Below are 18,015 nucleotides of genomic sequence, written 5' to 3' on the forward strand. Positions count from 1 at the left end.
CGGTGCGCGTTGGACGCCCGTGCATTCTCTTGCGGCCGGTTATTGGATGTTGAAGTTTAGTTATGGCTGCTTTACGATGTATATACGGTTCTTCTGGAGAAGTAATGGTTGAGATGTCACAGCTCACGCAGCTGTTAAACAGCGGGAACGAGTCGTCCTGGCGCGACACCTTGTTTTCGCTGGCACGGCAGCAGGGATTCGACCAGGTGTTGTATGGAGTGGTGGGCTCGCGCCATGCCAAGCTGGAATCGGCTTTTTTGCAGAGTAACTACTCGAGCTCCTGGCGCGACCGCTATGACGCCGACCTGCTGCACTATGTCGACCCGACCGTCAGCCATTGCATGAAGAGTACGCTGCCGATCGTGTGGGAACCGGAAACCTTCAACGCCGCGCCGCGCCAGCGCGAGTTCTATGAGGAGGCCTGCGGCCACGGCATCCGCTCGGGCGTGACCTTCCCGATCCACGGGCCGAACGGCGAGTTCGGCGTGGTCAGTTTTGCGTCCGACATGTTGCCGGACAAGCGAGAGGCTGCCAACGCCATGGCGGGGCTGGCGCTGATCCGCGACTATGCCTTCGAATCGTCGATGCGTTTCGTCATGCCTCCAGCCGAACTGGCGGCGGTGGAACGCCCGCGCCTGACAAGGCGCGAGCTGGAGGTGCTCAACTGGGTGATGGTGGGCAAATCGTCGTGGGAAATTTCCAAGATCACCAATTGCTCGGAAGCGACCGTGAACTTTCACATCGCCAACGTCCGCCAGAAATTCGGGGTCAGTACCCGCCAACAAGCCCTGGTCAAGGCCATCGGCATGGGCATCCTTACCCCGGAAGATCCCCATCGGTGAGCTTGCCGTTGAGGTAGAGCTTCACGAGAATCGCCACCGGCGCCGGGATCCCGAGCCCGGTTTCGAAACGGCTGCCGCTCGACTGGGTGACGCCGAACCGGCCCCAGAATTTTTCCTGGCTCTCGCGCTTGCCGACGCGGAACCGCTTCAGCTCGGCGCTGTGCAGCCCCCCGAAGTTCCCTCTATCGTTTTCCGCGCCGACACGCTCGTCGATATCCGTGTCGTGATAGGTGAAGTCCTGGTCCATACTGACGTTCCTTGTAGGTAAAAAGTCAGTATTCCACCTGCAGCCCCATTAGCCACCTAGCAACTCTGATAGTTACCTTTTTATGTCGTTTGCATGATTCTTTTATGCAGGTTGCATAACTTTTTAACGACAGCGAGGTTACAAATGGCACTGCAAATTCGTATCGCCGCACGACGTGATTTCAAATCCCGTCCGCGACCTGTGGAATGCACACCTGCGGGCAGGTCTTCAAAGACAGGCTGGGGCTGGGAGGTTGGCCGGTCTGAGCGGCATGGGAGATCGACGGCTACGACGCCTCGAACGGATGTTAGCATGATGATCCGCCAGCCAGGCGGGCCGCTGCGCGGGCTGCTGCGCCTGTTGCCATACGAAGGGCCTAACATGCTGAAGGATTCGTTCGCCGTACTGCTGCACGCCAGGAACCGCCCAGCAATCCCACATCTGGGAGCTGAGCCCGCTTCGCCATCGAGACGCATGACCGCCCGTTCGGCTTCTCGCAGATCACAGGAGTGATCGGCGAGATCATCTCGCACGGCTTTCCATTTTCGGGGATCGAGCAGTAGTGACGGGTGACCAGCCACCCGCCCATCGAACGCATGCTGCGCCGCGCCGGCGTGGTGGACGCGCGCTTCGCGATCCCTGCGTGATCGGCGTCGAAGACCGCGGTGCGCTGTATGTCGACGTGGCCGCCACCTATCGCGGCGCTGGCGCACACGCGCCGTATGGCCTCCTGATGGCGCACGGCGGCGGGCCGGTGTGGGCCGGCGCGTGGCGGCTACTTCAAGCTTTGGCTTGAGAGCAGGAAGGCAATGGTCAGGGCCACATCTGCGCCTGCTGGGTCGTTGTTGGCCGCGCCGGGCGTGGGCGCCCTCGTGTTCTCCCCAGTAAAGCAGTTCGTGGCCTCCTGGTTCCTGCATCAGCGGCCGCCATCTTGGCGCGTCGGCCGGATGGACGCGGGTCGTCGCGGGTGACGTGGTAAGCAGCACGCTGCGGATAGCGTTTGTTCGGGACACCGTTGGTGGTACGGCGAGTAGGCGGCTGATGTGTTCGCTTGCGCGGATCGTCCGGCGCGTATTCGACCATCCACGGGCCCGCCAGCAGCTTGTGGTAGCGCCGCATGTCCAGCAGCGGGACCTGCGACACTACCGCGTTGAACAGGTCGGGACGCTGGGTCAGGGCGGCGCCGACCAGCAGCCCGCCATTGCTGCCTCCCATGATGCCGAGGTGGCGCGGGCTGGTCACCTTGCGCGCGATCAGGTCCTGCGCCACCGCGATGAAGTCGTCGAAGGAGCGCTGGCGCTTGTCCTTCAGCGCGGCCTGGTGCCAGCGCGGGCCGAACTCGCCTCCGCCGCGGATGTTGGCCATCACGTAGACGCCGCCCTGCGCCAGCCAGGCCTCGCCGGTGACGCCGCTGTAAAAGGGCTTCATCGACACCTCGAAGCCACCGTAGCCATACAGGACGGTGGGGTTTGTGCCGTCCAGCTTCGCGTCCTTGCGCATGACGGCGAAGTAGGGCACCTTGACGCCGTCCTTCGAGGTGGCGTCGAACTGGCGCACCACATAGGGAGAAGCATCGAAGAAGCCGGGCATCGACTTGAGCAGGGCGCGCTTGTCGTCCCCTGCCGCACCGAGGTAAAGCGAGGTCGGGGCCAGGAAGTCGGCCACCGTCAGGAAGTACTGGTCGGATTCGATCGGGTCGACCGCGGCGACACTGAGTGCGCCGAAGGCCGGCGCCTCGACCGCGCGCCGCTGCCACTTGCCGTCGACCTGGCGCAGTTCCACCAGCCGGTTGCGCACCTTGTCCAGCTCATTGAGGATCAGGGTGCCGCGGGTGCTCGCCACGCCGTCCAGCGAGCGTGTCGGCGACGGCGTAAACAGCACCTCGAAGCTGCGCCCGCCCTGCATGAAGTCGCGCAAGCCGGCCGCCAGCAGCGCACCCTGGGGATAGGTGGCGCCGCCCACCTGCCATTCCGAGCGCAGCTCGATCACCAGCTGGCCGCGCACCGTCCAGGCGCGGGCGTCATCGGGCTTGGGCACCTGTACCAGCTTGCCGGCTTCGCGCAAAAACAGTTCGCTGCTGTAGAAGGTGACCTGGCGCTCGATGAACTCATGCTCGTGGCCGGGCGTGAAATCCTTCCAGGCGTCGGCCGACAGGTCGCTCGCGCGCGCTTCATATACGGTGGCCGCTTCGGCCAGCTTGCTGCCGCGCTTCCATTCCTTGACAATGCGCGGGTAGCCAGAACTGGTCATCGAACCAGGGCCGAAATCGGTGCTGACAAAGAGGGTGTCGCGGTCGATCCAGGTGGCGCCGCCTTTCGACTCGGGCAGCGTGAAGCCGCCCGCCACGAAGGCGCGGGTGGATAGGTCGAACTCGCGCACCACATGGGCGTCGCCGCCGCCGCGCGACAGCGACACCAGGCAGCGGTCGCCGCGCGGCTTCAGGCAGGTGGCGCGGTCCCACACCCAGTTCTCGTTCTCGTCGCGCGCAAGCTGGTCGATGTCGATCACGGTTTCCCATGCCGGTTCCGGCTGGGCGAACGAGGTCAGCGTGGTGCGGCGCCAGATGCCGCGCACGTGGGCGGGGTCGCGCCAGAAGTTGTAGACATAGTCGCCATGCGCCGTCACGAAGGGGATGCGCTCCTTCGCATTGAGGATGGTCTTCAGGCGGGCGTGCAGGGCCGGGAAGCGCGCTGAGGCTTCGAGCTCCTTGCGCGCGGTGGCGTTGTGCGCGCCGACCCAGGCCATGGCGTCGCTGCCGCCGACGTCCTCCAGCCACATGTATTTATCGGCCGGCGCCGGCGCGGGCTGGGCGCGGGCGCCGCCCAGCGCGGCCAAGCCGAGCAGCAGGCCACTTGCAATCTTTCGCATGATTCTCCTTGTCTTGACGGACAAATGCGCGCCGCATCTGCTTGCCTATTTTAACAACATTGGCTCCAGGGAAATCTGCACCGCCGCGCCGGCGCAGTCAATCGCGCGCGTGCCGATTTGCTACAGCAGTGTTTGGTTTTCCGCGAACATTGAGGGTATGCTGCGCAGACCACTTATATTCAATACGGCGCCGAACCGCCAACAAGACACACATGACGCATGCATCCCCGCGCAGCTTACGCAACCCGGTGACGGGAGGCGCCGCCTCGCGCGTGTTGTTGCTGGGCGCGGGGGTGACGCTGTCGATGATTGTCGGCGCGCTGCTGTACACGGGCGCGGCAAGGACCACCGACAACGATGCGCGCCAGCGCTTCAACAGCGTTGCGCGTAGCGCCCAGTACAGCCTTGCCGCGCGCGCCAGCGCCTACACCGAGGTAGTGCGCGGCATGGTGGCGCTGTTCCAGAGCCATGACGAGCCGCTCACGCGCGCCCAGTTCCACCGCTACGTCGAATCGCTGGACATCGCGCGCCATTTCCCGGCGCTGGAAAGCGTCAATTACGCCGTCCATGTCACCGAGGCCGGGCGCGAGGAGTTCACCGAGGCGGTGCGCAACGACCGCAGCCTCGATCCCGCGGGCTATCCCGCTTTTACCGTCAAGACGCCGGCACGCAAGGCCGACTACACCGTGCTGACCTACATCGAACCGATGGCGGGGATGTCGGAAAGGCTGGGCGTCGACATCGCCGCCAACCCGGCGGTTGCCAGGGCCCTGGACGTGGCGCGCGACACCGGGCGCCTGGGCGCCTCCGGCCAGCCGATCCAGCTTACCCATCCCAAGCCGCGCCTTGGCCTGGGCATGCGCATGCCGGTGTACCGTACCGGCGCGCCAGCCGCCACTGTGGAGCAGCGGCGCCGCGCATATATCGGTTCGGTCGGCGTCGGCTTCGGCGTGGCCGCGCTGGTGCAGGGCGCGCTGGACGAAATGTCGGTGCCCGGCGTCAAGATGGCGCTGTACGGAGCCGGCGCCACATCGGGCCGCGGTCCGCTGGCGGTGCTGCCCGGCGACCGTGTGCTGTTCAACGACGACGGTTCGCTGAATCCGGCCAGCGTCAACCTGGCGGAGCGCGACCGGTATTTCGAAATCGTGCTGCCGGTCGACTTTAACGGCACCCAGTGGAAGGCCCAGTTCATCGCCAGGAAGCGCGACCTGTACACCACCTTCGACCGCTACTTCCCGCCGGTGGCGATGATCACCGGCTTCGCAGGCACGATGCTGATCTACGCCTTCTTTTGCACGCTTTACTGGTCGCGCCGAGGCGCCATCGAGCAGCGCCTGCTACTCGACTCTGTGCTTGACAGCGTCGACGCGCACGTCTACATGAAGGACCGCGAGCGCCGCTACCGCTATGTCAACGCCAAGGCCGCCGCCTTCATGGGCCGCAAGCCGGAGGACATCGTCGGCAGGCTCGATTCCGAGATATTGGGGCAGTTCCAGGCCGACGCCTACTGGGATCAGGACCGCGATATCTTCGAACATGGACGCCGCCAGTCCGGCCACATCCAGTTCATCGAGGTCGACGGCGAGGTGCGCCAGCTGTGGACGGTCAATGTGCCGGTCACTTTCAATGGCGAAGTGACGGCGGTGATCGGCCTTGGCACCGACGTGACCGAGCTGCACAAGCTGAAGGCGCAGGCCGACGCTGCCAGCCAGGCCAAGAGCAACTTCCTGTCCAACATGAGCCATGAGATCCGCACGCCGATGAACAGCATCATCGGCATGTCGCACCTGGCCCTGAAAACCGTCACCAACCCGAAGCAGCGCGACTACCTGGAAAAGATCTACCACTCCAGCCAGCACCTGCTCGGGATCATCAACGACATCCTTGATTTCTCGAAGATCGAGGCCGGGAAACTGAACCTGGAAGTGCTCGATTTCGAACTCGATGCGCTGATGCAGAACATCTCCGGCCAGCTTGGCGACGCCGCCGCCGCCAAGGGCCTGTCGCTGGAGTTCGACGTCGCGCCCGGCCTGTCGCACCAGCTGCGCGGCGACCCGCTGCGGCTGGAGCAGGTGCTGCTCAATTTCACCGGCAATGCGATCAAGTTCTCCGAGTCCGGCGTGATCCGGATCGGCGCGCATCCGGCGGAGGAACGCGACGGCGAAGTGCTGGTGCGCTTCGAGGTGCATGACAACGGCATCGGCATGAGCGACGAGGAGATGGCGAGCTTGTTCCAGCCCTTCCACCAGGCCGATACTTCGACCACGCGCAGGTACGGCGGCACCGGCCTTGGCCTGGTCATCAGCAAGCAGCTGGCGGAGCTGATGGGCGGCCAGGTGGGCGTCGAAAGCCGGCCGGCCAGAGGCAGCACCTTCTGGTTCACCGCGCGCCTCGGCATTCGCGCGAGCTTCCTCGACGCCGGCCAGGAGCCTGCCAGCCAGGAAGTGCTGGACGAAATTCGCGGCGCCTACATCCTTCTGGTGGAGGACAATATCTTCAGCCAGCAGGTGGGGCAGGAGCTGCTGGAAGAGGCCGGAGCGACTGTCCTCATCGCCAACAACGGGAGCGAGGCGATCGACCTGATGTTGAAGGAGCACTTCGATTGCGTGCTGATGGACGTGCAGATGCCGGTGATGGACGGATTCGAGGCCACCCGCTTGATCCGCGCCGACCGGCGCCTGTGCGACACGCTGGTGATCGCGATGACAGCCAACGCCGGCAAGGAGGACCGCGAGCGCTGCCTGGCCGCCGGCATGGACGAATTCATCGCCAAGCCGATCGCGCCCAACGTGCTGTTCGCCGTGATCGCCAAATGGCTGCGCACGCGGCCGCGCCGCAACGGGCGCCGGCGCGCGCCGCTGGCGGCCGAATCGGCGCCGACCCGCATGGCGGCGGCGCCGGTGGTGTCGATCGACAGCCAGATGCTGGACGTGGGTGTGCTGGCGCGCACTTTCTCCGGTAATCCGGCCAAGATGCGCAAGTACGGCTTCATGTTCCTCGATTCCGCCCGCGACGGGTTGGCCGAGCTGGAACAGGCGCTGGACCGCGGCGACGGCGAGCGCGTGGCCGACCTGGGCCACCGCATCAAGTCGTCGGCGCGCGCGGTGGGCGCGGCCAGCTTCGGCGAGCTCTGCCTGGCGCTGGAGGAGATGCGCGGCCGCTTCGACCCGGAGCAGGCGCGCGCGCTGGTGGATGCCATGTACGCGCTGCTGGAACGCCTGAACCATCACATCGCGCAGGAGCTCACCGAGGCCGCGCCGGGAAGCTCCTGACCATTCACGGGGCTGGCCAAACATAGTATCCTGTGCAGCCCCGCCAGTGCGGTATCATTTGCCCAACATGCCTTCACCCGTCACGCCCGGCCTGCTTATCCTGCATGGCAACCAGTTGGAACAATTGCGCGCCGCCGTCTTCGGATGGCTGCGCAACAATCCGCTGTCGCCGCTGGAACAGGAAACCATCCTGGTTCAGTCGAACGGGGTGGCCGAATGGCTCAAGATCGCGCTGGCCGAGGAACTGGGCGTGTGCGCCGCCACCCGCGTGGCGCTGCCCGCGCGCTTCCTGTGGGAGGCTTACCGCGGCATGCTGGGGCGCGAACGCGTACCGATCCAGTCGCCGTTCGACAAGGGTCCGCTCACCTGGCGCCTGATGCGCCTGTTGCCCACGCTGCTGGCTGACCCCGTGTTCCAGCCGCTGCGCCACTTCCTGGGCGACGGCGACCCGGAGCGCCGCCTGCAGCTGGCCGAGCGCCTGTCCGACTTGTTCGACCAATACCAGGTGTACCGCGCCGACTGGCTGTCCGACTGGGCGGCCGGGCGCGACCAGCTGCGCACCGCAAGCTTTGATGCGCTGCCGCTCGGGCCGGAGCAGCGCTGGCAGGCGCAGCTCTGGCGTGCCGTCATCGACAGCATTCCCGGACATGGCCGCGACAGCGGGCGCGCCACCATCCATGACATGTTCGTGCAGGCTTCCGAAAACGGGGCGGAGCCGGCCGGCAGGCTGCCGCGCCGGGTCGTCCTGTTCGGCATTTCGGCGCTGCCTTTCCAGACCCTGCAGGCGGTGGCCGCGCTGTCGCGCCACACCCAGGTGCTGCTGGCGGTGCCCAACCCATGCCAGTTCTACTGGGGCGACATTATCGAAGGGCGCGACCTGCTGAAGGCCGCGCACAAGCGCCAGGGCGCGCGCGGCGGCGTCGACCTGTCCGCCATCCCGCTGGAGGAAATGCACGCCCACAGCCATCCGCTGCTGGCAAGCTGGGGACGGCAAGGCCGCGACTTCGTGCGCATGCTCGACGAATTCGACAGCGCCGCGCAGGAAGGCTTCGAGAACATGCGCATCGACCTCTTCAGCGAAGGCGAGGGCGATACCCTGCTGGCGCAGGTGCAGGCGGCGGTGCGCGACCTGGTACCGGTGAAGGACCACGAACGCAGGCCGCGGGCAGCTGGCGATCGTTCGATCGAGTTCGCGGTGGCGCATAGCGTGCAGCGCGAAGTGGAAGTGCTGCACGACCAGCTGCTGTCGTGGTTCGCGGCCGACCCGTCGCTGCGCCCGCGCGACGTGGTGGTGATGGTGCCCGACATCGACACCTTCACCGCGGCGATCCACGCGGTGTTCGACCAGCACAAGCGCAGCGATCCACGCTTCATCCCGTTCGAGATCGGCGATGTCAAGGACCGCAGCGTCAACCCGCTGCTGGTGGCGGTCGAATGGCTGCTGCGCCTGCCGCACCAGCGCTGCCGCCAGAGCGAAGTACGCGACCTGCTGGACGTGCCGGCGGTGGCCGCGCGCTTCGGGCTCGATGCGGAAGACCTTCCGACCCTGGGCCACTGGATCGAAGGCGCCAGCGTGCGCTGGGGGCTGGACGGGGAACACCGCGCCGGCCTCGGGCTGGGCGCGGCGGGCGAACAGAATGCCTGGATCTTCGGCGTGCGCCGCATGCTGCTCGGTTATGCGAGCGGCGCGGGCGCCAGCTTCGGCGGAATCGAGCCGTACTCGGAAGTCGGCGGGCTGGATGCCGCGCTGGCCGGTTCGCTGGCGCAACTGATTGAAACCCTGCTGGCGTGGCGCGCGACGCTGGCGCAGCCGCGCAGCCCGGCCGCATGGGGCGAGCAGGCGCGCGCGCTGCTGGCCGCCTTCTTCAAGGCCGGCGAAGAGGCCGACCGGCTGACACTGTCGCAGCTGAACGACGCTTTGCAGGGCTGGCTGGAGACCTGCGACAACGCAGGCTACGACGAGGAAGTGCCGCTGGCTGTGCTGCGCGAAGCCTGGCTGGGCGCGCTCGACGAGCCGACCCTGAACCACCAGTTCGTGTCGGGCGGCGTGACCTTCTGCACCCTGATGCCGATGCGTGCGGTGCCGTTCCGCGTGATCGGCCTGCTCGGCATGAACGACGGCGACTTCCCGCGTCGCGCGCGCCAGGCCGACTTCGACCTGCTGGCGCTGCCCGGCATGGCGCGCCCAGGCGACCGCTCGCGCCGCGACGACGACCGCTACCTGATGCTGGAAGCGGTACTGGCCGCTCGCGATAAGCTGTACATCAGCTGGGTGGGGCGCAATGTGCGCGACAACAGCGAGCAGCCGGCGTCGGTGCTGGTGTCGCAGCTGCGCGACTACCTCGAAGCGGGCTGGGAACTCGATCCCGCGGAGATGACCACGGTGCATGCGCTGCAGCCGTTCAGCCGCCGCTACTTCGAGCAAGGCGGGCTGCTGACCTATGCGGGCGAATGGCGCGCGGCACACGGCGCGGATGGCGGCATCGGCACGCAGGAGCTGCCGCCGTACGAGCTGGAACCAGACTACCGCCTCAAGCTGCGCGAACTGCATGACTTCATGCGCCAGCCGGCGCGTCATTTCTTCCGCCGCCGCCTCGGTGTGAGCTTCGCCGAACCTGACCTGCTGGGCGAGGACGAAGAGCCGTTTTCGCTCGACGCACTGAAGCGCTACTTCCTCGAAGACAGCCTGCTCGACGACGCCAGCGAACATGAGGCGCTGGAAGACGTGCGCGCCAGCCTGGCCGAGCGCGCCGGCCGCCTTGCGCGCGAAGGCGTGCTGCCGATCGGGCTTGTGGGCGAGCGCTGGCAGAAGCAACTGATCGACGAGCTGGTGCCGGTGCGTACCGCATGGCTGACCCTTGCGGCCAGCTTCGGCGCCGACGCGCCCAAGCTGGCCGTCAGCGAGGAGTTCGGCGGCATCGCGCTGGACGACTGGATCGACAAGCTGCGCTGCGGCGCGGCCGGAACGGCGTGGCTGATGCAGATGTCGTCGCGCGTTCTCACGAAATCGAAGGCGGTACGCGGCGACAAGCTGATAGGCGCGTGGCTGCGACAGCTGGCGGCCGCCGTTGCCGGTGCGGAGGTGCGCGGCTTCCTGGTCGCACGTGACGCGATCATCGCGATGGAACCGCTCGATCCGCTTGAGGCGCGCGCCCGGCTAGCGGCGCTGGTGGCGCTGTGGCGCCGCAACCTCGACCAGCCGCTGCCGGTGGCCTGCAAGACCGCGCTGGCGCTGGTGCAGGACGGCGACCCGCGCGGCACCTACAACGGCGGCTTCGAGCAAATGGGCGAGGGCGAGGACGAATGCCTGGCGCGCCTGTGGCCCGATTTCGCGGCGCTGTCGGCCGAGCCGGAGTGGTTCGCATGCGCGCAAGCGCTGTACGCGCCGCTGGCGCACTGGCTGGGGAACGACATCACGGTGACGCCGCTCGACAAGGAAGAAGAATGAGCCAGTTGCTTGAAGCCCTGAGTTTTCCGCTGCACGGGTCGCGCCTGATCGAGGCCAGCGCCGGCACCGGCAAGACCTGGACCATCGCCGCACTCTATCTGCGGCTGGTGCTTGGCCACGGCGGGCCGGACGGATTCGCGCGCCCGCTGCTGCCGTCCGAGATCCTGGTGATGACCTTTACCCGTGCCGCCACGCGCGAGCTGTCCAACCGCGTGCGCGAACGGCTGATGGAGGCTGCTGCGTACTTCCGCGGCGAGCTCGAACTGAACGACGATTTCCTCGCCAGCCTTGCCGATGCCTGCGGCAGCGACAGCGAACGCAATATCGCCGCGCACCGGCTGGTACTGGCGGCCGAGACGATGGACGAAGCGGCGATCTTCACCATCGACGCATGGTGCCAGCGCATGCTGCGCGAGCACGCCTTCGACAGCGGCAGCCTGTTCGACGAAGAACTGGTCAGCGACGAGAAGGCGCTGTTCGAAGACGCGACGCACGACTACTGGCGCCAGAACATCTACCCGCTCAACGCCTCCGCGCTGGGCAGCCTGCTGGAATGCTGGCCCGACGTCGAAGCCCTCAAGCAGTCCGTGCGCGACCTGGTGCGCCGCATCGACGTGCTGGGCGCCGTGGACAATGAACCGCTGGCCGGGCTGATCGGGCGTATCCAGCGCGAACAGGCGGCGGAGCTGGAACATCTCAAGCGCGGCTGGACCGGCCGCGCCAACGACATGGAACGCTGGATCGCGGGCCAGCGCGAACTTGCGCCGAAGTGCTTCAACGGGAACAAACTGCGCGCCGATTCGCTCGTGAAGTGGTTCGATGCGCTGCGCGCCTGGGCCGTCGACCCGGCTATGCTGATGCCCGCAATGAGCGACACCGCCTGGCACCGGCTGACTCCCGACGGCATCATTGACGCCTGCAGCAAGGGCTACGCCTTCGACGTGCCGGACTGCTTCGCCTACACCACCTCATTGTGGGAAGCCCTGAAGCGGATCGATCCGCTGTCGCATGCACTGTACCGCCATGCGGCGGCCAGCATCGCGCGCCGCATGGCGGAACTGAAGCAGCGCAGCGGCCAGTTCGGCTTCGCCGACATGCTCGACCGCCTGAAGGCTGCGCTGGAGGGGGCCAACGGTGAGGCGCTGCGCCGCCGTATCACCGCGCAGTTCCCAGTGGCGATGGTGGATGAGTTCCAAGATACTTCGCCCGACCAGTACCGCATTTTCAACCTGCTGTACCGCGTGGCCGACAACGACCCTGCGCATGGCCTGTTCATGATCGGCGACCCGAAGCAGTCGATCTACGGCTTCCGCGGCGCCGACATCCACAGCTACCTGTCCGCGCGCCGCGCCACCGAGGGCCGCCATTACAAGCTCGGTACCAATTACCGCTCGACCGAAGCGCTGGTCAGCGCGGTAAACCGCCTGTTCGAGCACGCGGAGGGCAGCGGCGAGCATCCCGGGTTCGCGGCTGGGGCTTTCCGTTTCAGGAAGGGCGACGTCAATCCGCTGCCGTTCGACAGCGTCGATGCAAAGGGACGCGCGCAGAAGCTGGTCGGCGTGGCCGGCCCGTACCAGGCGCTGGCCGTCTGCTGCACCGACCGCGAGGACCTGCGCGCCGACGACTACCGCGAGTTCTTCGCCCATCACTGCGCCGAGCATATCGTCGGGGTGCTGAACGATCCAGCCGCGGGCTTCGACGAGAAGGGCGTGTTCACCCGCCTGGTTCCGGCCGATATCGCCATCCTCGTGCGCGACCGGCGCGAGGCGGCCGCGATCCGCAACGCGCTGGCCGCGCGCAAGGTCGCCAGCGTCTACCTGTCCGACAAGGATTCGGTGCTGGAAAGCGCCGAGGCGGCCGACGTGCTGCGCTGGCTGCACGCGGTGGCCAACCCGCTGGACGGCGCGCTGGCGCGGGCGGCGTTCGCGACGCGCACCGCCGGCCTGCCGCTGCCGGCACTGGCGCGCCTGTCGGCCGACGAGCTGGCATGGGAAGAACGCGTGGAGCAGCTGAAGGCGCTGCACACGGTCTGGCAGCGCCAGGGCGTGCTGGCCATGCTGCGCCGCTTCATCCACGAACTGCAGCTTCCCTCAGCACTGCTGCGCGAAGCGGGCGGCGAACGCCGCCTGACCAACCTGCTGCACCTGGCTGAGCTGCTGCAGTCGGCCAGCAGCCAGCTCGACGGTGAGCAGGCCTTGATACGCTGGTTCGCCGAGCAGGTGGCGGGGCAGGGCGAAAGCAGCGACGAACGCGTTCTGCGGCTCGAAAGCGACGCCGACCTTGTGAAGGTAGTCACGGTGCACAAGTCGAAGGGCCTGGAGTATCCGCTGGTGTACCTGCCGTTTGCCGTCACCGCGCGCAAGACCGACCGCCGCAACCGCAGCTTCTTCGAGTTTGTCGGCGCCGACGGCCAGCGCCGCATCGACCTGGCGCTGTCGGACGAAGCGCTGAACGCGGTCGACAACGCACGCCTGGAAGAAGACTTGCGGCTGCTGTACGTGGCGCTGACGCGCGCACGCCACTTCCTGTGGCTGGGCGTGGCGGCCATCGCAGAGCCGCGCGGCTCCGGCAACCGCCTGCACGATTCCGCGCTGGGCTACCTGCTGGGCGGCGGCGGCAAGATCGCGGCGGCTGATTTGCGAACGCACTGGGAACGCCTGCGCGGCGACACCGAAGCGATCGACCTGCGCTCGCTCGACGCCCCGGAAGGCGTGACGATGCTCGACCGCCACGATGCGCGCCCGGAGCTGATCGACGCGGCGCCGTTCGGGGCGGCGTTCGAACGCGACTGGTCGGTCGGATCCTTCACCTCGCTGACGCGCCAGGCCACAGCCGTGCCGATGCGCGCGCAGGAAGAAACGCTGCTGGAAGAACCGGATGCCGCGCCGCTGTCGCGCACCGAGGACGCGCCTTGGCACCGATTCCCGCGCGGCTCGGTGCCGGGAAACTTCCTGCACGAGCAGCTGGAATGGATGGGGCAGGAGGGCTTTGCCATCGTCGACGACCCACACTTCGCCACGCGGCTGGCGCAGCGCTGCGAGCGCGCCGGCTGGGGGCATCGCCAGGAAGACGCGATCACCTGGCTGCGCACCATCGCCAATACGCGCCTGCCGCAACTGGGTGCGCCGCTGTCGGAACTGACGTCGGTGCTGCCCGAAATGGAGTTCTGGTTCCCGAGCGAGCACCTGCGCACCGGCGCCCTCGACCGTTTGTGCCGCGAGCACCTGCTGGGCGACACCGTGCGTCCGGTGCTGCCGGAGCGCCAGCTGCACGGCATGCTGAAGGGCTTCGCCGACCTCGTGTTCGAATATGAAGGCCGCTACTGGGTGCTGGACTACAAATCGAACGCGCTGGGGCCGGGCGACGCGGCCTACACCCGCGCCGCGATGGCGGGCGGAATGGCGGCGCACCGCTACGACATCCAGGGCGCGATCTACATGCTGGCGCTGCACCGGCTGCTCAAGAGCCGCCTGGGCGACGGCTACGACCCGCGCGCCAGCTCGGCGGCGCGATCTTCCTGTTCCTGCGCGGGATCGCCAACCCGGTCACGCGCGGCTGCTACCTGCTCGAGCCGGATGTCGCGCTGCTCGATGCGCTCGATGCCTTGCTAGGCGCGGCGGAGACACCATGAGAAACGACATGCCGCACGCTGCGTTGTGGAACGAAGCCGATATCCTGACCGAGTCGGGCGAGATGCGCCGCCTGTCGGGGTGGGTTGCATTCGCTCGCTTTGTCGCCATCGGCGGCAGCGCTTCGCGGCACTTGATGGTCGCTGCCTGGGCGTGCTGTTCAGAAGCTGGAAAGGACGCGGCCACAGCGTGCCTTGTGCTCACGACCTGGCGGCGGGACGCAGCCCTGCTGGGGATGGCGACGAGCAGTGCATGTTACGGGGGCAACGCCCGCCGACAACGCTGCCGGAAGAACGCCAAGGGATGGGCGGACCAGCTGACGGCGCGGAACAGGTCGTGAGCAGGATGGGCGATGTCGATTCGACCAGCCGCTTGGTGTCGATGGCGGGGGCGCCTTTACCTGCGTCGCTACTGCGCGACGAATAGACCCTGGTGGCAGGGTGCGATCCGCGAAGCGCCGCTGCGAGCTGGTCGTACAGTGGACGGACCCGAACGGTGCGCCACTGGCTCGATATTCCTGTTCGCGTGCCAGCCGCCGGCGCCGAGTCGCCCGGACTGGCAGAAGGTCGCGTTCGCATCGCCTTGCGCGCTCGATCGGTATCATCACCGGAGGCCCCGGCACCGGCAAGACCTACACCGTGGCGCGCCTGATCGCGTCCCTGTTCGCGACGGCGGAAGACCCAGGCCGCTTGCGCATCGCGCTGGCCGCGCCGACCGGCAAGGCGGCCGCGCGCCTGAAGCAATCGATCGACAAGGCGCTGGACGACCTGGCCGGCAAGGTCGGCGGGGCGCTGGCGCTGAAGGAACTGGCGGGCCGCATGGGCGCGGCGCGCACGCTGCACAGCCTCCTCGGCGCGCGTCCGGACACGCGCGCTTTCGCCCACAACAAGGGCAATCCGCTCGACGTGGACGTACTGATCGTCGACGAAGCCTCGATGGTCCACCTTGAAATGATGGCCAGCCTGCTCGATGCGCTGCCCGCCAACGCGACGCTGATCCTCCTCGGCGACAAAGACCAATTGGCATCGGTGGAAGCGGGCGCGGTGCTGGGTGACCTTTGCCACGATGCGCAGGCTGGCGGCTACACGGCGGCGACGCTGGACTACGCGCTGGCCGCGAGCGGCGAGGCGATACCGGTGGAATTCACCGGCAGCGCCGGGCCGCTGGCCCAGCAGACCGTAATGCTGCGTCACAGCCGCCGCTTCGGCGGTCCGATCGGACAACTGGCGCTTGCGGTCAACGCGGGCGATGTCGCGCGCGCCACGGAAGTGCTGCGCGCGGAAGGCGATGAGATCAGCTGGATCGAAAATGCCCACCAGCACCACGTGCTGCAGCTGGCGGCGGACGGCTACGCGCGTTACCTGTCCGCGATCGTCGCGGGCGGCGGCGGGGAAACGCATGAAGCCTGGGTGGGCGGCGTTCTGAAAAGCTTCGAAGCCTTCCGCATCCTGTGCGCGGTGCGGGAAGGCGAGTGGGGCGTGGTGGGCCTGAACGAAGTCATCGAGCACAAGCTGGAAGCGGCGGGCCTGATCCGCAAGCGTGGCGAATGGTATGTCGGGCGGCCGGTGATGATCACCCGGAACGACTACGGCACCGGGGTGTTCAACGGCGACATCGGCCTGACGCTGGCCGATCCGGCGCGGCCAGGCTCGCTGCGCGTGTACTTCCTCGAGGGCGACAAGGTGCGCAGCGTGCTTGCTACGCGCCTGCGCAATGTGGAGACGGCGTACGCGATGACGGTGCACAAATCGCAGGGTTCAGAATTCCGCCACACCGTCATGGTGCTGCCGCGCGAAGGCAAGATGATCGCGCGCGAGCTGGTGTACACGGGGATCACGCGCGCGAGCGAACAGTTCACGCTGGTTTCGCCGGCCGGCGCGGTGCTGGGCGAAGCCATCTTGCGCAAGACCCAGCGCGCAAGCGGATTGCGGGAGATGATCGCCCGGTCGTAAATAACCAGGAAATTTCCGTGTTTTTTCTCTTTCAGCCGTGCCGCGTGGCGTATCAGGCTGCCAGCGGAAGTCCGTTCTTCTCGTTGCCAGAGACCCGCGGCTGAACCTCAGTCATGATTTTCGCCAGTCCTGTACTCTCTGCGAGCTTCAGGTCATACGCTTGCTGGAGATTTAGCCACGACTGAGCGTCGCCGCCAAAATATCGCGATAGACGAAGCGCTGTGTCCGCGGAGATGCCGCGCTTTTGCTGGATTATGCCGTTCACGCGCGAGGGCGTGACATGCAGCGCCTTCGCCAACGCCGTGGCGGTCATGCCCAGCGGGATCAGAAACTCGTCGCGCAGGATTTCGCCGGGATGGATCGGGCGCATTCCGTTCTTGATCATCTCTTGCTCCGTCAGTTAATGATAGTCGACGATCTCGACATCGACCGGCCCGTCTTCAGTCCACGTGAAGCAAAGCCGGAACTGGTCATTGATTCTGATGCTGTGCTGACCCTGTCGGTCGCCGCCCAGCCCTTCGAGGTGGTTGCCAGGCGGGGACCGCAAGAACTCCAGGCTTGCGGCACTGTCGAGTAACTGAAGCTTCCGTTCGGCGACAGGTATCAGGTTTGCAAATTTCGCAACCCGCTTGCCTTCATACAATTTTTTAGTGTGCTTGCATCGAAAGGACTGGATCGTCATTATTGTATATCGCTTGTCGGAAGGCGATAAACGAGTCTAGTCGCTTGGTGCAGCATGTTAGCGACGATGCGCAACCATGATTGCTTTGCTCAACCGGTTCTGTCTATACGCGGGAACGAAAAAAAACCGGGACATGCCCGGTTTCTTCGTTTCTGTCCGCAGGTTTAACGGCGACGGCGCTTCTTCGTGACCGAGGCCTTGGCGCGGGCGCGCACCGATACCTTGCGTACCGAGGCCTTGCCTTTGCGGATCACCGGCTCGTCACCGCCGCCGATGAACCGCCGGATGTTCAGGGCGTCGAGGACGCGCGAGGAGCTGGAGTTGGCGTTCAGCATCACCAGCGTGGCATTCTTGCCGGCGGCCTTGATGCGCATGATCAGGCAGCGGCCCGCTTCTTCAGTGTAACCGGTCTTCGACAGGCCGATGTCCCAGCCCTTGGCGCCGACCAGGCGGTTGGTGTTGCGGTATTCGACGCGGCGGCCATTGATGCGCAGCGTGTCCTTGGCGTCGGTGGTCATCTCGACAATGGTTGGATAGGCCGCCGCGGCGCCCGCCATCTTGACCAGGTCGGCGGCGGTCGACTTGTTCGATGGAGACAGACCGGTCGGCTCGTCGATCACGGTCTGGGTCATGCCCAGTGCACGGATCTTGGCGCGTACCGCCGCCTTGAAGGCGACCGGGCCGCCTTCGAAAGTGCGGGAAAGCGAAGCTGCGGCGCGGTTGTCCGAGCTCATCAGCGCGAGGTGCAACACGTCGCGGCGGGTGATCTTTGCGCCCACCGGCACGCGCGAGGTGCTGTGCTTGAGCGTGTCGACGTCGCGGCGGTCGATCGCGATCAGCTCATCCATGTCCTGGTTGGCGTCGAGCACGACCATCGCGGTCATCAGCTTGGTCAGCGAGGCGATCGATACCACGCGGTCGGCGTTTTTTTCGAGCAGTACCTTGCCGGTGCCGTCTTCAACGACGAGCACGGACTGCGAGCCGAACGGCACCGCGAAGGCGGCGGCCGATACGGTCATCAGTACGCTAGCGAGAATTTTCTTGATCATGGGTTATTGTTTGTTCTTGTGACAGC

Annotated in this window: 11 protein-coding genes and 1 pseudogene; 7 read left to right on the forward strand and 5 right to left on the reverse strand. The window is 66.4% G+C overall.

The genetic code is table 11. The annotated features are described in order from the left end of the window. The first annotated feature begins 104 nt into the window (after window positions 1-104). A complete protein-coding gene (locus D3872_RS02400; RefSeq protein WP_220476864.1) occupies window positions 105-842 on the forward strand; it encodes a helix-turn-helix transcriptional regulator in 738 nt (245 codons plus the stop codon). Here D3872_RS02400 and D3872_RS02405 read toward each other — a convergent pair. After that, a complete protein-coding gene (locus D3872_RS02405; protein WP_229459118.1) occupies window positions 817-1,089 on the reverse strand; it encodes a helix-turn-helix domain-containing protein in 273 nt (90 codons plus the stop codon). The genes D3872_RS02400 and D3872_RS02405 overlap by 26 nt on opposite strands. 643 nt (window positions 1,090-1,732) lie before the next feature. On the opposite strand from D3872_RS02405, the gene D3872_RS25515 reads away from it, so the two are divergent. After that, window positions 1,733-1,885 (forward strand): hypothetical protein, encoded by a 153-nt coding sequence (locus D3872_RS25515; protein WP_182915653.1) that lies wholly within the window; start codon window positions 1,733-1,735, stop codon window positions 1,883-1,885. Between the two features lie 17 nt (window positions 1,886-1,902). Here the strand turns inward: D3872_RS25515 and D3872_RS02410 are convergent, their stop codons facing one another. Next, window positions 1,903-3,957: a prolyl oligopeptidase family serine peptidase gene (locus D3872_RS02410; protein WP_229459119.1), complete on the reverse strand. Its 2,055-nt coding sequence runs from the start codon at window positions 3,955-3,957 to the stop codon at window positions 1,903-1,905. Between the two features lie 212 nt (window positions 3,958-4,169). On the opposite strand from D3872_RS02410, the gene D3872_RS02415 reads away from it, so the two are divergent. The 5 genes and pseudogenes from D3872_RS02415 (at window position 4,170) to recD (ending at window position 16,258) form a co-directional block, all read left to right on the forward strand. After that, entirely contained in the window at window positions 4,170-7,229 is a 3,060-nt protein-coding gene (locus D3872_RS02415; protein ID WP_119809305.1) for a CHASE domain-containing hybrid sensor histidine kinase/response regulator family protein, read from the forward strand. Between the two features lie 67 nt (window positions 7,230-7,296). Further along, the gene (recC, locus tag D3872_RS02420) at window positions 7,297-10,677 is read left to right on the forward strand and encodes an exodeoxyribonuclease V subunit gamma (RefSeq protein WP_119809306.1); all 3,381 of its coding nucleotides are present in this window, start codon (window positions 7,297-7,299) and stop codon (window positions 10,675-10,677) included. Beyond that, window positions 10,674-14,308: pseudogene (gene recB / locus D3872_RS02425) on the forward strand (exodeoxyribonuclease V subunit beta). The gene recC and the pseudogene recB overlap by 4 nt, the downstream one beginning before the upstream one ends. Then, a complete protein-coding gene (locus D3872_RS02430) occupies window positions 14,305-14,646 on the forward strand; it encodes a hypothetical protein (protein ID WP_119809307.1) in 342 nt (113 codons plus the stop codon). Before recB ends, D3872_RS02430 begins: the two are co-directional and overlap by 4 nt. Before the next feature lie 100 nt (window positions 14,647-14,746). Next, window positions 14,747-16,258: an exodeoxyribonuclease V subunit alpha gene (recD, locus tag D3872_RS02435; RefSeq protein ID WP_229459120.1), complete on the forward strand. Its 1,512-nt coding sequence runs from the start codon at window positions 14,747-14,749 to the stop codon at window positions 16,256-16,258. Window positions 16,259-16,310: 52 nt separating this feature from the next. On the opposite strand, the gene D3872_RS02440 is transcribed toward recD, so the two are convergent. The 3 genes from D3872_RS02440 to D3872_RS02450 form a co-directional block, all read right to left on the reverse strand. Further along, window positions 16,311-16,643 (reverse strand): HigA family addiction module antitoxin, encoded by a 333-nt coding sequence (locus D3872_RS02440; RefSeq protein WP_119809308.1) that lies wholly within the window; start codon window positions 16,641-16,643, stop codon window positions 16,311-16,313. A 15-nt stretch (window positions 16,644-16,658) separates the two neighbouring features. Next, window positions 16,659-16,940, reverse strand: a complete 282-nt coding sequence (locus tag D3872_RS02445) for a type II toxin-antitoxin system RelE/ParE family toxin (protein WP_119809309.1) — start codon at window positions 16,938-16,940, stop codon at window positions 16,659-16,661. 164 nt (window positions 16,941-17,104) lie between these two features. Further along, entirely contained in the window at window positions 17,105-17,989 is an 885-nt protein-coding gene (locus D3872_RS02450; RefSeq protein ID WP_119809310.1) for a serine hydrolase, read from the reverse strand. Window positions 17,990-18,015: the final 26 nt, after the last annotated feature.

It is taken from the genome of Massilia cavernae, assembly GCF_003590855.1.
Taxonomy (GTDB): domain Bacteria; phylum Pseudomonadota; class Gammaproteobacteria; order Burkholderiales; family Burkholderiaceae_D; genus Telluria_A; species Telluria_A cavernae.

Bases quoted from the DNA above. Each gene is read 5' to 3' on its own strand.
- D3872_RS02450 (WP_119809310.1), bottom strand. From the start codon at position 17,989: ATGATCAAGAAAATTCTCGCTAGCGTACTGATGACCGTATCGGCCGCC.
- D3872_RS02410 (WP_229459119.1), bottom strand. From the start codon at position 3,957: ATGCGAAAGATTGCAAGTGGCCTGCTGCTCGGCTTGGCCGCGCTGGGC.
- D3872_RS02430 (WP_119809307.1), top strand. From the start codon at position 14,305: ATGAGAAACGACATGCCGCACGCTGCGTTGTGGAACGAAGCCGATATC.
- recC (WP_119809306.1), top strand. From the start codon at position 7,297: ATGCCTTCACCCGTCACGCCCGGCCTGCTTATCCTGCATGGCAACCAG.
- D3872_RS02405 (WP_229459118.1), bottom strand. From the start codon at position 1,089: ATGGACCAGGACTTCACCTATCACGACACGGATATCGACGAGCGTGTC.
- D3872_RS02415 (WP_119809305.1), top strand. From the start codon at position 4,170: ATGACGCATGCATCCCCGCGCAGCTTACGCAACCCGGTGACGGGAGGC.
- D3872_RS02400 (WP_220476864.1), top strand. From the start codon at position 105: ATGGTTGAGATGTCACAGCTCACGCAGCTGTTAAACAGCGGGAACGAG.
- D3872_RS02445 (WP_119809309.1), bottom strand. From the start codon at position 16,940: ATGACGATCCAGTCCTTTCGATGCAAGCACACTAAAAAATTGTATGAA.
- D3872_RS02440 (WP_119809308.1), bottom strand. From the start codon at position 16,643: ATGATCAAGAACGGAATGCGCCCGATCCATCCCGGCGAAATCCTGCGC.